Origin of the sequence: Labrys sp. 22185, assembly GCF_052045555.1 — a bacterium.
GTDB lineage: Bacteria > Pseudomonadota > Alphaproteobacteria > Rhizobiales > Labraceae > Labrys > Labrys neptuniae.
In genome coordinates, this window is record NZ_JBQEPH010000025.1 from 1 (window position 1) to 14,083 (window position 14,083).

15 protein-coding genes are annotated in these 14,083 nt (G+C 62.9%); 7 read left to right on the plus strand and 8 right to left on the minus strand.

Annotated features, from left to right (window positions below; genetic code table 11):
* Positions 1 to 72 precede the first annotated feature (72 nt).
* A protein-coding gene (locus tag ACTJKX_RS29890; protein ID WP_440727486.1) for an IS5 family transposase occupies positions 73 to 836 on the plus strand; the annotation gives its coding sequence in 2 pieces (ribosomal slippage) (positions 73 to 408 and positions 411 to 836; 762 coding nt in all).
* A 115-nt stretch (positions 837 to 951) separates the two neighbouring features.
* Here ACTJKX_RS29890 and ACTJKX_RS29895 read toward each other — a convergent pair.
* Positions 952 to 2,013: a calcium:proton antiporter gene (locus ACTJKX_RS29895; protein ID WP_440727487.1), complete on the minus strand. Its 1,062-nt coding sequence runs from the start codon at positions 2,011 to 2,013 to the stop codon at positions 952 to 954.
* Positions 2,014 to 2,225: 212 nt separating this feature from the next.
* Between ACTJKX_RS29895 and ACTJKX_RS29900 the strand changes: the two genes are divergently transcribed.
* Both ACTJKX_RS29900 and ACTJKX_RS29905 read left to right on the plus strand, forming a co-directional pair.
* A complete protein-coding gene (locus tag ACTJKX_RS29900; RefSeq protein ID WP_440727488.1) occupies positions 2,226 to 2,873 on the plus strand; it encodes a YiiX/YebB-like N1pC/P60 family cysteine hydrolase in 648 nt (215 codons plus the stop codon).
* 103 nt (positions 2,874 to 2,976) lie between these two features.
* Positions 2,977 to 3,729, plus strand: a complete 753-nt coding sequence (locus ACTJKX_RS29905) for an SDR family NAD(P)-dependent oxidoreductase (protein ID WP_311944382.1) — start codon at positions 2,977 to 2,979, stop codon at positions 3,727 to 3,729.
* Between the two features lie 12 nt (positions 3,730 to 3,741).
* On the opposite strand, the gene ACTJKX_RS29910 is transcribed toward ACTJKX_RS29905, so the two are convergent.
* Both ACTJKX_RS29910 and ACTJKX_RS29915 read right to left on the minus strand, forming a co-directional pair.
* Entirely contained in the window at positions 3,742 to 4,392 is a 651-nt protein-coding gene (locus ACTJKX_RS29910; RefSeq protein ID WP_311944383.1) for a TIGR02466 family protein, read from the minus strand.
* Positions 4,393 to 4,484: 92 nt separating this feature from the next.
* Complete coding sequence (locus tag ACTJKX_RS29915) at positions 4,485 to 4,730, minus strand: DUF1127 domain-containing protein (protein WP_440727489.1); 246 nt, start codon at positions 4,728 to 4,730, stop codon at positions 4,485 to 4,487.
* A 138-nt stretch (positions 4,731 to 4,868) separates the two neighbouring features.
* Between ACTJKX_RS29915 and ACTJKX_RS29920 the strand changes: the two genes are divergently transcribed.
* Positions 4,869 to 6,377: a winged helix-turn-helix domain-containing tetratricopeptide repeat protein gene (locus tag ACTJKX_RS29920; protein ID WP_440727490.1), complete on the plus strand. Its 1,509-nt coding sequence runs from the start codon at positions 4,869 to 4,871 to the stop codon at positions 6,375 to 6,377.
* A gap of 30 nt (positions 6,378 to 6,407) precedes the next feature.
* On the opposite strand, the gene ACTJKX_RS29925 is transcribed toward ACTJKX_RS29920, so the two are convergent.
* The 4 genes from ACTJKX_RS29925 to ACTJKX_RS29940 all read right to left on the minus strand — a co-directional run bounded on the left by ACTJKX_RS29925 (position 6,408) and on the right by ACTJKX_RS29940 (position 10,810).
* The gene (locus tag ACTJKX_RS29925; protein WP_394307865.1) at positions 6,408 to 6,800 is read right to left on the minus strand and encodes a GFA family protein; all 393 of its coding nucleotides are present in this window, start codon (positions 6,798 to 6,800) and stop codon (positions 6,408 to 6,410) included.
* Positions 6,801 to 7,822: 1,022 nt separating this feature from the next.
* On the minus strand, positions 7,823 to 8,713 hold the full coding sequence (locus ACTJKX_RS29930) for a LysR family transcriptional regulator (protein ID WP_068291406.1): 891 nt from the start codon (positions 8,711 to 8,713) through the stop codon (positions 7,823 to 7,825).
* A gap of 176 nt (positions 8,714 to 8,889) precedes the next feature.
* Positions 8,890 to 9,852 (minus strand): thioredoxin-disulfide reductase, encoded by a 963-nt coding sequence (gene trxB, locus ACTJKX_RS29935; RefSeq protein WP_440727491.1) that lies wholly within the window; start codon positions 9,850 to 9,852, stop codon positions 8,890 to 8,892.
* A gap of 13 nt (positions 9,853 to 9,865) precedes the next feature.
* Positions 9,866 to 10,810, minus strand: coding sequence for a mitochondrial fission ELM1 family protein (locus ACTJKX_RS29940; RefSeq protein WP_440727492.1), 945 nt, complete (start codon positions 10,808 to 10,810; stop codon positions 9,866 to 9,868).
* Between the two features lie 211 nt (positions 10,811 to 11,021).
* Here ACTJKX_RS29940 and ACTJKX_RS29945 point away from each other — a divergent pair, with 211 nt between their 5' ends.
* Complete coding sequence (locus ACTJKX_RS29945) at positions 11,022 to 11,393, plus strand: septal ring lytic transglycosylase RlpA family protein (protein WP_082979910.1); 372 nt, start codon at positions 11,022 to 11,024, stop codon at positions 11,391 to 11,393.
* Positions 11,394 to 11,490: 97 nt separating this feature from the next.
* Here ACTJKX_RS29945 and ACTJKX_RS29950 read toward each other — a convergent pair whose 3' ends face one another.
* Positions 11,491 to 11,949, minus strand: a complete 459-nt coding sequence (locus ACTJKX_RS29950) for a MarR family winged helix-turn-helix transcriptional regulator (protein ID WP_367623339.1) — start codon at positions 11,947 to 11,949, stop codon at positions 11,491 to 11,493.
* A gap of 78 nt (positions 11,950 to 12,027) precedes the next feature.
* Between ACTJKX_RS29950 and ACTJKX_RS29955 the strand changes: the two genes are divergently transcribed.
* Both ACTJKX_RS29955 and ACTJKX_RS29960 read left to right on the plus strand, forming a co-directional pair.
* On the plus strand, positions 12,028 to 13,644 hold the full coding sequence (locus ACTJKX_RS29955; protein WP_440727493.1) for an FAD-dependent monooxygenase: 1,617 nt from the start codon (positions 12,028 to 12,030) through the stop codon (positions 13,642 to 13,644).
* The gene (locus ACTJKX_RS29960) at positions 13,641 to 13,997 is read left to right on the plus strand and encodes a hypothetical protein (protein WP_394307855.1); all 357 of its coding nucleotides are present in this window, start codon (positions 13,641 to 13,643) and stop codon (positions 13,995 to 13,997) included. The genes ACTJKX_RS29955 and ACTJKX_RS29960 overlap by 4 nt, the downstream gene beginning before the upstream one ends.
* The last annotated feature ends 86 nt before the right edge of the window (positions 13,998 to 14,083 follow it).

Sequence of the window (14,083 nt, forward strand, 5' to 3'; positions counted from 1 at the left end):
TAGGAGTTGTGGACTCTTGGGATTCCCAAGAGTGGGGGATATGTGATTCAAAGCTGTCTTTTGGAGGCAGCGATGGGTGTTTTGGACCGTCTGATTCTACGCGACGATCAATGGGAGCGTATTTCGGCGCATATTATCGGCGATGAACGGACGCGCGGTTCGTCTGGTCACGATAACCGGATGTTTGTGGAAGCGGTGTTGTGGATCGTGCGCACCGGTTCGCCCTGGCGTGACCTGCCCGAGGTCTTCGGTGAGTGGAACAGTGTCTTCCGTCGCTTCAGCCGTTGGAGCCATAAGGGTGTATGGTGGCGCATCTTCACGGCGATGTCGGACGATCCGGACTTCGAGTATCTGATCGTTGATTCCACCATCATCCGTGCCCATCAGCATGCTTCGGGCGCCAAAAAAGGGGGTCTGAAGATCAGGCCCTTGGCCGTTCTCGCGGCGGCCTGAGCACCAAGATCCATATGGCTGTCAGAGGTCTTGGCTGCCCGGTGCGCTTCACCCTGACCGCCGGCCACAGAGGCGATTGCCCCCAGGCCTATGCCTTGATCGACGGCTTACCCGCCAAGGTCGTGATGGCCGACGCCGCTTACGACGCCGATCGCCTGCGCCAGGCAATTGCAGACAAAGATGCTGTGGCTGTCATCCCAAGCAACCCGTCGCGGGCTCGAAAATACCCTGTCGACAAGCACCTCTACGCCCAGCGCCACCTCATCGAGTGTTGCTTCTCAAAGCTCAAGCAGTTCCGACGGGTCGCTACTCGTTTCGAGAAAACCGCTAGAAATTATCTCGCCGTCATAACCCTTGCCGCTACAGTTCTATGGATCAGATAAGTGTCCACAACTCCTAGAGCGTTTTTCAGAAAAGTTGATAGACTTTTCGATTAATAAAACGCGCCAAAACAAAGAGTTAGAGAGAAAGTGCGATTCAGAGAAATCGCACTTTACTCTAGCCCCACCAGAAAATGGCGGCGATGATGACGTAGAGGCCGACGAGCGCGGCGCCGTCCGCCATGTCGGCCCGGCCATCCGCGGTGACAACCACGCCGATGATGGCCGACAGCATCAAGGCCACGGCCAGCATCGGCGGGATCACCAGGGTGAAGGGCGTCCCGCCCATGGCATAGCTGACGAAGACCAGCACGGGGATCAGGGCGAGCGCCACCTGCAGCGAGGAGTTCAGGATCACGCTGATGGCGAGTTCGGCCTGGTTGCGCAGGGCGAATTGGATGCCCACGACATTCTCCACCGCATTGCCGACGATCGCCACGATGACGAGGCCGGCAAAGGCCTGCGATATGCCGAGCGTCTCGATGGCCGGGTTCAACGCTTCGACGAACCAGTCGGACACGAACAGGGCGGCAACGCCGGCGATCGCCAGGATCGCCAGTGACAGCCAGAGTGGCCAGCCGCCCTCCTGCTGGCCATGCGCCTCGGCCGGCACGGTGCGTTCGCTGCCGCCCAGCATGACCCTGACGGAAACCAGGAAGACCAGGAGCAGGACGCCGGCGCAGACCAGGGCCAGCTTGTCCTCATGGGCGCCAGCAGGCAGATGCATCACCGAAGCGAGCGTCGGGAGCATCAGCGCGGAAACCGCCAGCAGCAGCAGCGCCGCGATCATGCGTGGCCCGGCCGCATCGAAGACCAGCACCTTGTGGCGGGCACTGCCGGCGATGAAGGCGATACCGAGCACCAAGAGGCTGTTGCCGAGGATCGAGCCGATCAGAGACGCCTGCACCACCTCGATCAAGCCGGCCCGCAACGCGAAGATACACACGCAGAGTTCTGGCAGGTTGCCGACCGCCGATTGCACGATGCCGGTGGCGGCCGGGCTGAGATAGCGCCCGAGATGATCGGTGGCCTCGCCGATCAGCGAGGCCAGTCCGGCAAGAGCCACGGCACCGATGACGAAGACGAGGATTTGGGAAGAGCCGGTCCAGCTGGCAATACCCGTGGCAGCCGATGCCCCGCCTGCGATGGCGAGCGTCACGAAATCACGTTTCGACAGCATGGAACCTCCCGCGGAGCCGTGCGGGTTTCATAGCCCGGCGCGAAGACGCAAGGGAAGGTCAATCTTGTCCCGAAGACCAGGCTCCCCAGATTGAAGAGCCGTCGCCATTCGCCCGGAAGCAATGGAGCCATGCACGGATTTTCCATGCCACACCGGCTCGACAGGCAATGTTCCCCTGCCCTACCCTTCATGCTCGCAATGCCGGAGGGTCCATGCGCGCAACTATCCTTTTTACGATCGCGCTTGCGCTGATGGCAGCCCAGGCCCGGGCGGAGAACCTGCCGCGCCTGCGCCAGGGCGACCTCGTCTTCCAGCAATCGAAGAGCCCCCAAAGCGAGGCGATCCGCCTGGCCTCGGGCAGCACCTACACGCATATGGGCATCGTCTCCCTCACGCCCGCCGGACCAATGGTGATCGAGGCAGCCGATATCGTACGGCAAACACCGCTCAAGACCTTCCTGGCCCGCGGCACGCAACGCCGCTTCGCCATCTATCGGGTACGCGGGCTCGATCAAGCCAAGGCGGATGCCGCCATCACGGCGGCACGGACCTATCTCGGCCGACCTTACGATCTCTATTTCCGCCTCGATCCGAGCGCCATCTACTGCAGCGAGCTGCCCTATGAGGCTTTCAGGAGCGTTGGGATCTCCCTCGGACGAATCGACCGTTTCGGTGACCTGTCGGTGCGAAACCCCACGGTGAAGGCGCTGTTCGCTCAGCGCTGGGCCAGCCATCCCGATTGCAAGGGCACGGCCGGCGATGCCGCAGCCTGCTGGACCCGCATCCAGGACCAGGGGATCGTCACACCTGTCAGCATCGCCCATGACAACCGGGTCGAACGTGTCGGCGGTGATCTCTAGAGCCCCCCAAGGCTGGAAATCACCGCATTTCCGGCTTGCCCGACGGCTGCGCTGCAATAGGATGTCATAAAAGCCGTCGTCACCATCGGGAGAAAGCGCTGCCATGGCCCTCTTCGCCGATCGTTTCAAAGGCCGTAGCGCCGTCATCACCGGCGGAGCTTCCGGCATCGGCCTCGCCAGCGCCCGGCGCATCGCCGCCGAAGGTGGCCGGATCATGATCTGGGACGTCGATGCCACGCGCATCGATGCCGCGAAGGCGCAGATCGGCCCCGGCACCTTCGGCCTGGTGGTCGACGTCACCAATCCGGAGGCTGTCGAGACCGCCGCCAAGACCTCCGAACGCCATCTCGGCCAGATCGACGCCCTGATCTGCTCGGCCGGTGTCGCCGGGCGCAATGCGCCGGTGATCGACTATCCGATCGAGGAATGGAAGCGCATCTTCGAGATCAATGTGAACGGGTTGTTCTATGCCAACCGTTTCATCGCGGCGATGATGAAGAAGCGCGGCTATGGCCGCATCGTCAACCTGGCCTCGATCGCCGGCAAGGAGGGCAACCCCACCGCCTCCGCCTACTCAGCCTCGAAGGCCGCCGTGATCGGCTTCACCAAGGCGCTGGGCAAGGAACTGGCCAAAAGCGGCGTCACTGCCAACGTCATCGCGCCGGCCACGATCGACACGCCCATCCTCAAGCAGGTGGCGCAGGCCCATATCGACTACATGCTGTCCAAGATCCCAATGGGCCGCTTCGGCAAGGTTGACGAAGTCACCGCCATGATCGCCTGGCTCGCCAGCGAGGAATGCTCCTTCGCCACCGGCGCGGTCTTCGATGCTTCGGGTGGCCGCGCCACCTATTGAGCGACTGTCGCTTCAGCGCCAGCGATAGTTGAAGCTGACGCTGATTCGCTCCTCGTCCGCCTGGTTGATCGGCACCTCGTGGCGCAGCCAGCTCTCCCACAGAAGCACCGTGCCGGCCTGAGGCGCCTCATAGACGAAGGGCCGTTGTTCCTGGGCGGCCTTGGCCTTGCGCGGGGGCGCCGCCATCATCAGGCCGAGCCGCGGATCCTCCAGCTTGAGCGCGCTGGAGCCCTTGGGCGTTGCCACGTAATAAGTGCCTGATATCACCGAGCGCGGATGGATGTGCGAGGTGTGCACACCGCCTTCCGGCAGCACATTCACCCAGATGTCGTCGAGCTTGAGCTTGTCACGGCCGAGATCGAACTCGAGCTCCTTGGCAAAGGCGGCAACATGGCCGTCGAGCACCTTCACCAGCTTCTTGATGGCCGGAAAGCGCCAGGGCAGGTCGTTCAGCGATGCGTAGGAGGTATAGCCGGGATAGCCATGCTTGTGGCACCAGGCCTGCCCGGCCTCGTCATCCTCGGCAAGGGAGCGGCAAGTCGCGTCGATCTCGGCGAGCGGCGCCTGCGCCTCGTCGAGTTCAGCACGGTAGAGCTTGGTAACGAAAAGGGTCTTGATCTCGGCCATGGCGAGGAAGTGGCCGAGCCAAGCCTCGCCTGTCAAGCCGCTTGTCGCTTCGTCTCGGCTTCGGCAGCCAGGGCTCGCAAGCCCGACGACCTGCGGTGAGGCCCGTGGGCAATGCCGAAACCCTTCCCCTATCGCTGCCAGAAGGGCTTGGCGATCTCCGCCTCGACCTGCCACTTCTTCATGCCGATATCGTCGATCAAGTGAGGATTGGCTTTTGCCATTGCCTCAAGGTCCCTGCGAAAATAGATCCGCTCGCGCCAGATCGTGATCATTCTTGGCAGCATCGCCAGGCCGTAGAGCCGGCGCGATGCTTCATCTCCTCTCGACCAAGCCTGATGGCGGCAGGTCGACCCAAGGGCGGGAAAATCGTTCATGGCAACCTCCATAAAGTTCGAGGTCCAACAGGGTCCCCGATCTGATTGAGGCTGGATTCTGCAAGATATGAACGGCGCCGTACTTAAGCTCTTCCAAATAGTTCTCAAAACTTCCAAATGGGCTATAGATTGCGCCCCATGCAGGGATCGCGCTTTGCCTTCGGTTCGTTCGTGTTCGATTCAGGCGCGGGAACGCTTGTTCGGGACGACGCTCCCGTTGCCGCCGGCTATCGCGGACTGAAGCTGCTTGCGGCGCTGGTCGAAAAGCCCGGCGAGATCCTGGGCAAGGCCGTACTGATGGACGCCGCCTGGCCCGGTACGGCCGTCGAGGAAGGCAACCTCACCGTCCAGATCGCGCAACTGCGCAAGCTCCTCGGCTCGGCCCCCGATGGCGGCGAGTGGATCGTCACGGTTCCGCGCATCGGCTATCGGTTTACCGGCGCCGTCGAAGAGCTCGGGCGCGAGCAGCGAAAGCCGTTGCCGCTGCCCGGCAAGCCGTCGATAGCCGTGCTGCCCTTCGTGAATGTCAGCAACGATCCCGAGCAGGAATCCTTCGCCGATGGGCTGACCGAAGACCTGATCACCGATCTGTCGAGGATCTCGGGCTTGTTCGTCATCGCCCGCAACTCGGCCTTTGCCTATAAGGGCAAGGCGATGGATGTGCGTGGCATCGCACAGGATCTCGGCGTACGCTATCTGCTGGAGGGCAGCGCCAGACGCGCTGCCGGGCGTGTTCGTATCAATGCGCAACTGGTCGACGCCGTGAGTGGCGACCATTTATGGGCAGAGCGCTTCGACCGCAGCCTGGACGACATCTTTGCCGTCCAAGACGAGGTCACCGGCAAGATCATGGAAGCGTTGCTCGGCCGGCTGCGCACTCCATCGCCCCGCAATCCGCCCCGGAATCTCGAGGCTTACGACCTTTGCCTGCGCGCACGCCGATTGATGGACGATTCGCCGCAGACCGCGCGGGAGGCTCATCTGATGCTGACGCGCGCGACCCTGCTCGATCCGGATTATGCCGAGCCCTATCGCTGGCTTGCCATGAACCATTGGATGGGATGGGTGCATTCGGGCGGGCCGACCGAAACCTCCCGCAGCGTCGCGCTGGAGCTGGCGCGCAAGGCGGTCGCACTCGATCCAAACGATGCCGGCTGCCGCTGGGTCCTGGCCTATCTGCTGGCCTATGATCGCAGCTTCGCCGAATCGGACATGCAATTCGCCAAGGCGATCGACCTCGATCCGAATGAGGCCGACATCTGGGCTGTCCTGTCCGACATCTCGGTCCTAGCCGGCCGGGTCGAGGAAGGTCTCGAACAAATCCGCAAGGCATTCCGGCTGAACCCGTTTCCACCCAGCTGGTATTATCTGACGCTGGGCCAGGCGCAATATGCGGCCGGCGACTATGAAGCCGCCATCGAAACGCTGCGCAGGGACGAGACCTACCGCACCAGCTCACGCCGCTTCCTGGCGGCAAGCCTGGCCCAATTAGGCCGGCTCGACGAGGCGCGCGCGGAGGTCGAACTGTTCCTCGTCGGCAACCCGCATTTCACGATTCGCCACTGGGCCAGGACGGAACCCTTCCGCGATGCCGCCACGCTCGAGCATTTCGTCGATGGCTGCCGCAAGGCCGGCCTGCCAGAGTGAGAAACACGATTCCAGAAAATCGCCTCTTCTCTAATCTTCGGACCGGTCCGTAGCATCACGATCGCGTTCGTAGTGGCTCTTGAGCGGAAACGGCGGCAACCACGATTCGCGGCGGACGGTCCAGCTTTCATAGGTGGGCATCAACTGATCGGGGGCATCGAGGGTGCCCAGATGCACTTCGATTTCGTCAGCGCTGCGTGCGAAAACAGACGAGCCGCAACGGGGACAGAAAAACCGGCCGGCATAGTCGCGTGTCTGGCCCTCGATCGTCACCGCCTCCTGGGGGAACACTGCGGAGGCATAGAAGAGCGCCCCATGATGCTTGCGGCAATCGAGACAGTGACACAGGCCGACCCGGTATGGGCGCCCCGATGCCACGAGCCGGACATCACCACACAAACAGCCGCCAGTGAATCGGTCCATGCTGCGCATCCCCTGCGATCAAGCGATCAAATGGTTACAACGAACCGGCCCGTCATTGCCACGATCCCTCAGGGCGGTCCTAAGACCGATTCGCGCTTTTTGCCGATCGCCCTGTCTCGTTGCATTTTCATACGTCGAAAAGTCAGCCGGCCTTTCGAAGGGCGCCCCGGACCGCTCAAGCCCATGCTGCCTAAAACCTGATCCTGCTGCCGCCGCATTGGCCGGGTCATCGTCTTGCCGAGACCGTCCGGCGGTATATGGATGCCGTCCCGTTTTCAGGCGGCGGTATTCTCTCCTCGACATGAAGAGTCCGAGCCCACCTGGATCGGCGATCGCGGCATCCGTAATCGAGACTTAACCCGGCAACGCTGGAAGGAAAAACTTTCCCTTTCAGCGTTGTTACAAAGTTGTCATGTAGCATTGTGCCGATGAAGCAGGCTGTAGAAAACTACCGCCTTGCACTCTGGACAAAAAAAGACGGCCGGGACGAACCCGGCCGTAGCTTGGACAAAGTCCAAAAGTCACCATCCAGAGGGGAACGTCAGATGCTCCAGGTCGCCACCGGGAGGATGATGGCCCGAACGTCTGACAAGGCTGAGAGTATATTTGCCGGCTCCCTCCTGCAACGCTTTCTTTCACATGCCGGCCCTGCGTGCTGCGCATAGATGCAATTGCCGCCGAAATGGCCACCCTTTTTGCCCAATCCTTGGTCAAGACGGCGCGCAGCACACCTTTGCTGTAAAAATAGGCAAGTTGATCGGAGAACCCAGCCGGAAAGCACCGCAGTTCACGGAAAGGAATGCCCCGGTTCCGATCCGGTTGGCTGGGAGCTGCGCCTGCCGTCGGATAGACGCTGGGTGTCCAGGCCATGCCTGGTCAGATCATGCAAGCTTGCGGGTGCCTGGATAAATCGCGCGGGATCTGCGGCACCCGACCCGATTTCGGAATCCGGCCCGGTGCCCACAGTCATTGTTGCCGCAGCGTTTTGCCGAAAACCGGCATCGTCTTCTTGGCACGAGGTTTTAGAAGGCCCAGCGCTGGGCCTTGCTGACCAGGAAATCCCTGAGAACCTGGATACGGGCCAGATTCTTCATCTCCTCGGGATAAACGAAATAGGTCTCGAGCTGCGGCATTTCCGCATCGGGCAGCACCTGAACCAGGGTCGACTCACGGCCGACGAGATAATCGGGCAGCACGGCGAGGCCCACGCCCCTCTCCACCGCCGTCTTGACGCCGCCGAGATTGTTGACCTCGAACACCGGCTCACGCGGGTCCTTGGGATCGCGCCCGACCGTATTCAGCCAGTTGATCGCCTGAAGGAAGCTGCCGGCCGTGCCACCGAAGCTGATGATGCGATGGCGGTCGATCTCCTCGATGCTGCGCGGCTGGCCGAAACGCTTGATATATTCAGGCGCAGCATAGGCATGAAAATGCACCGTGAACAGCCGGCGCTGGATGAGGTCTCCCTGCTCGGGCTGGCGCATGCGCAGCGCGACATCGGCTTCACGCATACCCAGGTCGAGCTCCTGCTCGGTCAGCAGGAGCTTGAGTCGCATATCGGGATAAAGATCGAGAAACTCGCCGATGCGCGGCGTCAGCCAATAGGTGCCGAGCCCCACCGTGGTGGTCAGGCGCAATTCCCCGTTCGGCTTTTCCCGGCTGTCGCTGAGGGCGCCCATCGCCGCTTCCAGCTTGAGCATGACATCCTGGGTGGTGCGGAACAGCATTTCGCCCTGTTCGGTCAGGATCAGCCCGCGCGCATGACGATGGAACAGCGGCGTGCGCAGATCCCCTTCCAAAGCGGAGACCTGCCGGCTGACGGCCGACTGCGACAATCCGAGCACGTCGCCCGCATGCGTGAAGCTGCCGGCCTCCGCAGCCGCGTGAAAGACCTTGAGCTTATCCCAATCCATGAAGCACCCAGTTCAGCCCCGCTCCAGATTCTGCGCTTCGACCCTTGCTTTGCTTCGGTTCAACGTCGGCCAAGTTCAACGCGTATTCGGCGACGCGCGAAGATCTGATTTGCGCAGAGTATATGATGATTGCCTAAAAGTTTGAAACGGGTGGCAAATTTAGGGCGGAAATCGATTTATTCCGCAGCTTCCCTGTGGACTTCCTCAGTCGCCAGCCATTTCTCCGCCTCAAGCGCCGCCATGCAGCCCATGCCGGCCGCGGTGACGGCCTGGCGATAGACGTCGTCGGCGACGTCGCCGGCGGCATAGACGCCCGGAACGCTGGTCGCCGTCGTGCCCGCAACGGTCTGAATATAACCGCCATTCTTGAAGGTGAGCTGTCCGGCAAAGAGTTCGGAGGCGGGCTTGTGCCCGATGGCAATGAAGACGCCATCGGTATCATGCTTGGTCACGACGCCGGTTTCGACATTGCGCAGATTGACGTGGGTGACACCCAGCGGGATCTCGTTGCCGCCGATCTCGTCGAGCACGCTGTTCCAGACCACCTCGATATTGGGATGCTTGAACAGGCGATCCTGCAGGATCTTTTCGGCACGGAAATGGTCGCGCCGGTGCACGACCGTCACCTTGGCGGCGATATTGGCCAGATAGAGCGCCTCTTCCACCGCCGTGTTGCCGCCGCCGACCACGGTGACGTTGCGGTTGCGGAAGAAGAAGCCGTCGCAGGTGGCGCAAGCCGAGACGCCGAAGCCGCGGAACTTCTCCTCCGACGGCATGTCCAGCCATTTGGCCTGGGCACCGGTGGCAATGATCAGGGCATCGGCGAAATAGACGTCCCCGGTATCCCCTTCCAGGCGGAAGGGACGCTGCGACAGGTCGACCTTGGCGATATGGTCGGACACCATGCCCGCGCCCATATGCTCGGCCTGCTTGCGCATTTCCTCCATCAGCCAGGGCCCCTGGATCACCGAGGAGAAGCCGGGATAGTTCTCGACATCGGTGGTGATGGTGAGCTGGCCGCCGGGCTGAATGCCGGAGATCAGCAGGGGCGACAAATTGGCGCGCGCTGCATAGATTGCCGCGGTATAGCCCGCCGGGCCCGAGCCGAGGATGATGAGCTTGGAGTGACGGGTAGCCATGCCTAGGTTCCAATCAGGATGCCGCCCGAAGGCGCGCGAGGATTTCTTGAGCAATCAAAGGGGTTGAATCTAGGGGTTCATAGGGGTGGTTTTCAAGATGCCCGTCGAACTTCACCACAGCCCCGTGCGCAATCAGGCCGTCGACGAGGCGCATGATCTTGGCTGGCACGCCCTTGGGCAGGTAGACATGGACAGTCTTGCCGGTCGCCGCCGCCTCGCTGACCATGTTGGCTGAATCGGCGGTCACCACGAAAGCATCCGCCAGCCCCAGCATCTGCGCATAGGGGTTGGCCCCCTGCCCATCCCAGATCCATGCCGGCCTGCCCTCCAGAGCCCGCGCGATCGCCTGCGCCATCGCGGGCGGCGTGCGGCGCGACGGGGTGACCATCAGCCCTGCGCCGCTATCGGCCAGCCGCGACAATGCCGATACGAAACCCTCGACATCATCGGGGGTGAAGGCGACGTCCTTGGAGGGACCGCCCGCCAACACGGCGACACGCGGCTGCGGCAAAGCGGTGAGTTCGGCGCGGGCGTCCACGCGCGCCGCCGCCAGCACGGCCGGCGTCTGCCGGTGCGGCGAGGTCAGTGTGGCCAGCACATTGGCCCCGCGCAGACGGTCATGCGCCGGCACCCAGATGAAATCCGCCGCCTTGGTTCCGGTGCGAGGATCCTTGAGAAATACGGTCAGCGTGGCGGGCGAGCGCCGCTTCAGCCAGGACAGGTAGCTCACGGCGCGACGGCCCGAGGCGATCGCCAGGTCGGGCCAGGGTGGCGCCAGCTTGCGCAGGTCGGCCGGGTCGGGCGGCCCCCAGGGCATGGCAAGGGCATAGAGGCGCCGCGGCGACACCTTGTGTTCCACGATGTTGCCGCCGGTCTGCGCCAGCACCGCCTCGGCAACGCCGAGGCACTGCAGAGCGTCGCCCGCCTTGCCGTCCGTGAGGGTCCAAATCAGAGCCATGACGGCGGTCTTAACACGTCCTTTCGCCAGCACGCCACCGGGGTTCAAATCAGATGCGTTTTTTGTTTGGAAATCCAGTCCAGATTAGCTCCTCAGAGCGTTGACAACAGGCCTAAGTCCTTGAGTTCATCGGGGCTTTTTTGTCAATCATATTGAGAACACAATTCACCTTATAACCCGGCGCATCCCCAACTATTGAGAGCTTGACTGAATGACGTCTAAAACGACGAACGCTACATTTTTTGCCGCAGCAATTACTCTACTAACGATGACGGGAACTAGCTATGCTGACTCCGTCGGTGTGGCCTCCTACTACGGCAAGGAATTTAGCGGTCGCCGCACTGCCAATGGCGAACGTTTCAACCCGGGTGGTCTGACTGCCGCGCATCGCTCCCTGCCCTTCGGAACCAAGCTGCAGGTGACGAACCTGCGCAATGGCAAGAAGGTTGTGGTGCGCATCACCGACCGGGGCCCCTTCGCCAAAGGCCGTGTCCTCGATCTCTCCTATGGCGCCGCCCGCGCCGTCGGCATGGTGTCTTCGGGCACTGCCAAGGTGAAGATGGAGCGGCTCGCAGCCCGCTGAGCGAGACAATAAAGAGAAGACGAGCGAATAGGGGCGGCCTCCGGGCTGCCCTTTTTCTTTGCGCCCGCCAGCCTTTGGAGCCGGTGGCGACGCCCTTTCATTCCACGCCTTGGTTCAATTTGGAGAAGATGCGGACCAGTTCCGCCAGATCGACCGGAGCAAGGGCCGCGACTTCGCGCGGCGTGCGATAATATTCTTCCATCAACTCCTTGCGGGTGGCCTCCCCCTTTTCGGTGAGCCGCACCAGCTTCACCCGGCGGTCACCAGGCGCAGGGGAGCGCTCGGCGAGGCCCGCCCGCTCCAGCCGGTCGACCAGCCAGGTGGCCGTCGAGGGATCGGCGCCCCATTGCCGCGCCAGCGTACCGATCGGACGCGCCTCTTCCCGATCCAGCGTGAACAGGACCCTGGAGTCATTGGGCGTGAGGCCGCGGCTTTGCAGGCTCTCCAGGCGCTGCGGCGAGGAGCGCATCAGATAATCGAACATCAGCCGCCAGGCCGCAGAAGCGGGGTCGGGGCTGCGATCCGGCGGCGTCATCAGGGCATCCTCGGCAGACACGAAAATTCGTTCGCTAAAAATATTTGACTATTAAAATATTTTAGTCAATCAAAATAATAGCGAACGGAGGCGATAGCCATGGAAACGATCTCGCAAACCAGAACCTCGGTGCTCATCGTCGGGGGCGGTCTCACCGGCCTGACGGCGGCCGCGCTGCTCGCCCATCGGGGCATAGGCTGCCTCGTGGTGGAGCGGCACGCCGGCACCTCGATCCAATACAAATTCACCGGCATCTCGCCACGCAGCATGGAGATCTTCCGCAGCATCGGGCTGGAGGACGAAATCCGCGCCGAGCGGACCGGCGATCAGCGGGGCGGCGGTATCGCACGGGCGAAGAACCTCGCCGATCCCGACATCCAGTGGAGCGATCTCGGCTGGCCGGACGCCTCCCCGTTCAGCCCCACCCAGCCTGCCACCTGCGACCAGCACGTGTTGGAACCGATCCTGCAGCGCCACGCGATGCAGCACGGCGCCGATATCCGTTTCGACCGCCAGTTTGAGGGCTTCGAGGAAGACGCCACCGGAGCCCGCGCCCGCATCCGCAACCTCGTCAACGGAGAAGAGGAGGTCGTGCTCGCCGACTATGTGATCGCTGCCGACGGGGCCAATGGCGGCATGCGCGAGCGGCTCGGCATCGGTCGCAGCGGTCCCGGCCCCCTGCAGCACTGGGTCAGCATCATCTTCGACACCGATCTGCCGCCAATCCTGCAGGGCCGGCGTTTCACCTCCTGCTTCATCACCGATCTCAACGGCACCGTCACGCCGCGCGCCGGCGGTCGCTGGCTGCTGGCGCTGCAATATTTTCCGCAGAAAGGCGAACGCCCGGCGGACTTCGACGCAGTCCGCTGCCGCGAACTGGCGATCTGTGCGGCCGGCCGCCCCGACATCAAGGCGGAACCGGTCGACATCAGGGCATGGGAGGTCGCCGCCGCCATCGCCGACCGCTTTCGCGAGGGCCGGGCCTTCCTCATCGGCGACGCCGCCCATCTGATGCCGCCGACCGGCGCCTTCGGTGGCAATACCGGCATTCACGACGCCCACAACCTTGCCTGGAAGCTGGCCATGGTGCTGAAGGGTGAGGCCGATCCGCGTCTGCTCGACAGCTATGACGCCGAGCGCCGCCCCATCGTGCAGGCGACATTGGCCCAGGCCCTCGCCCGGCTGCAAAGCTGGTTCAAGGACCCCTCCAAGCGCCTGCCGCCGGCAGTTCCTATCGTGCCGGATTACGACGTCGTGCTCGGCCAGCGCCTCGAAGCCGGCGCCTTCCCGCCGGCCGGCCTCATGTCGAGCACGCCCTTCGAGTCTCATGCCACGCTGGCGGCGAAGCCCGGCACCCGCGCCCCGCATCTTTGGCTCGAACGCGATGGCCAGCGCCTGTCCAGTCTCGATCTCTTCGGCAAAGGTCTCGTGCTGCTGGCAAGCAAGACCGACTGGCGCCAGGCAGCCGAGGAGGCTCGTCGGCGGCTCGACCTGCCGCTCGCCTGCGAGATCATCGGCGCCGAGGGCGATATCGTCGACATCGACGACCGCTGGCCGGCTGCCTATCGCCTCGATCCGGATGGAGCCGTGCTGGTACGGCCGGACGGCTTCGTCGCCTGGCGTTTTTCCCCGGATGAAAGCAAACCAGACACCCTGTATGCCGCCCTGCGTCGCCTTGGCATGGGCACGACCGGAAACGCGGACCAAGTATCATGACCGCTCCGATCGCACGCCTGCTCGCCCCCGAAATTGCGCTTTTTGCCTGTGCCTCCCTGGTGCATGCGGGACTGCTGCCTTTTGGAGAGCCCCATTCGAGAGCTGCCACTGCGGAAGCGATCATCGCCGTCATCCTGGCGCTGGGCTTCGTCACCGGCCTTGTCCGTCCGTCCCTGGCGCGACATGCCGCCCTTGTCGCACAAGGCCTTGCCCTTCTCGGGACGCTGGTCGGCGCCTTCACGATCGCCATCGGCATCGGACCACAGACAGGTGGCGACACGATATTCCATGTCGTCCTGGTGGCCGTGCTGGTGTTCGGCCTGTGGCTCGCCGCCCGAAGCTGGCAACGCTGAAGGGGCTTTTGCCGTTGGGCAGGATCTTCGGCTTTCGTACGGCGATTGCCCCGAGCGACTAGCACCCGGACAAAGTCGCAACAGGC

Excerpts from the sequence above, each read along its gene's own strand:
- ACTJKX_RS29900 (WP_440727488.1), top strand. The coding sequence starts at position 2,226 with ATGCGCGCAACTATCCTTTTTACGATCGCGCTTGCGCTGATGGCAGCC.
- ACTJKX_RS29955 (WP_440727493.1), top strand. The coding sequence starts at position 12,028 with ATGGAAACGATCTCGCAAACCAGAACCTCGGTGCTCATCGTCGGGGGC.
- ACTJKX_RS29925 (WP_394307865.1), bottom strand. The coding sequence starts at position 6,800 with ATGGACCGATTCACTGGCGGCTGTTTGTGTGGTGATGTCCGGCTCGTG.
- ACTJKX_RS29940 (WP_440727492.1), bottom strand. The coding sequence starts at position 10,810 with ATGGCTCTGATTTGGACCCTCACGGACGGCAAGGCGGGCGACGCTCTG.
- ACTJKX_RS29915 (WP_440727489.1), bottom strand. The coding sequence starts at position 4,730 with ATGAACGATTTTCCCGCCCTTGGGTCGACCTGCCGCCATCAGGCTTGG.
- ACTJKX_RS29960 (WP_394307855.1), top strand. The coding sequence starts at position 13,641 with ATGACCGCTCCGATCGCACGCCTGCTCGCCCCCGAAATTGCGCTTTTT.
- ACTJKX_RS29905 (WP_311944382.1), top strand. The coding sequence starts at position 2,977 with ATGGCCCTCTTCGCCGATCGTTTCAAAGGCCGTAGCGCCGTCATCACC.
- ACTJKX_RS29920 (WP_440727490.1), top strand. The coding sequence starts at position 4,869 with ATGCAGGGATCGCGCTTTGCCTTCGGTTCGTTCGTGTTCGATTCAGGC.
- ACTJKX_RS29945 (WP_082979910.1), top strand. The coding sequence starts at position 11,022 with ATGACGTCTAAAACGACGAACGCTACATTTTTTGCCGCAGCAATTACT.
- ACTJKX_RS29895 (WP_440727487.1), bottom strand. The coding sequence starts at position 2,013 with ATGCTGTCGAAACGTGATTTCGTGACGCTCGCCATCGCAGGCGGGGCA.
- ACTJKX_RS29930 (WP_068291406.1), bottom strand. The coding sequence starts at position 8,713 with ATGGATTGGGATAAGCTCAAGGTCTTTCACGCGGCTGCGGAGGCCGGC.
- trxB (WP_440727491.1), bottom strand. The coding sequence starts at position 9,852 with ATGGCTACCCGTCACTCCAAGCTCATCATCCTCGGCTCGGGCCCGGCG.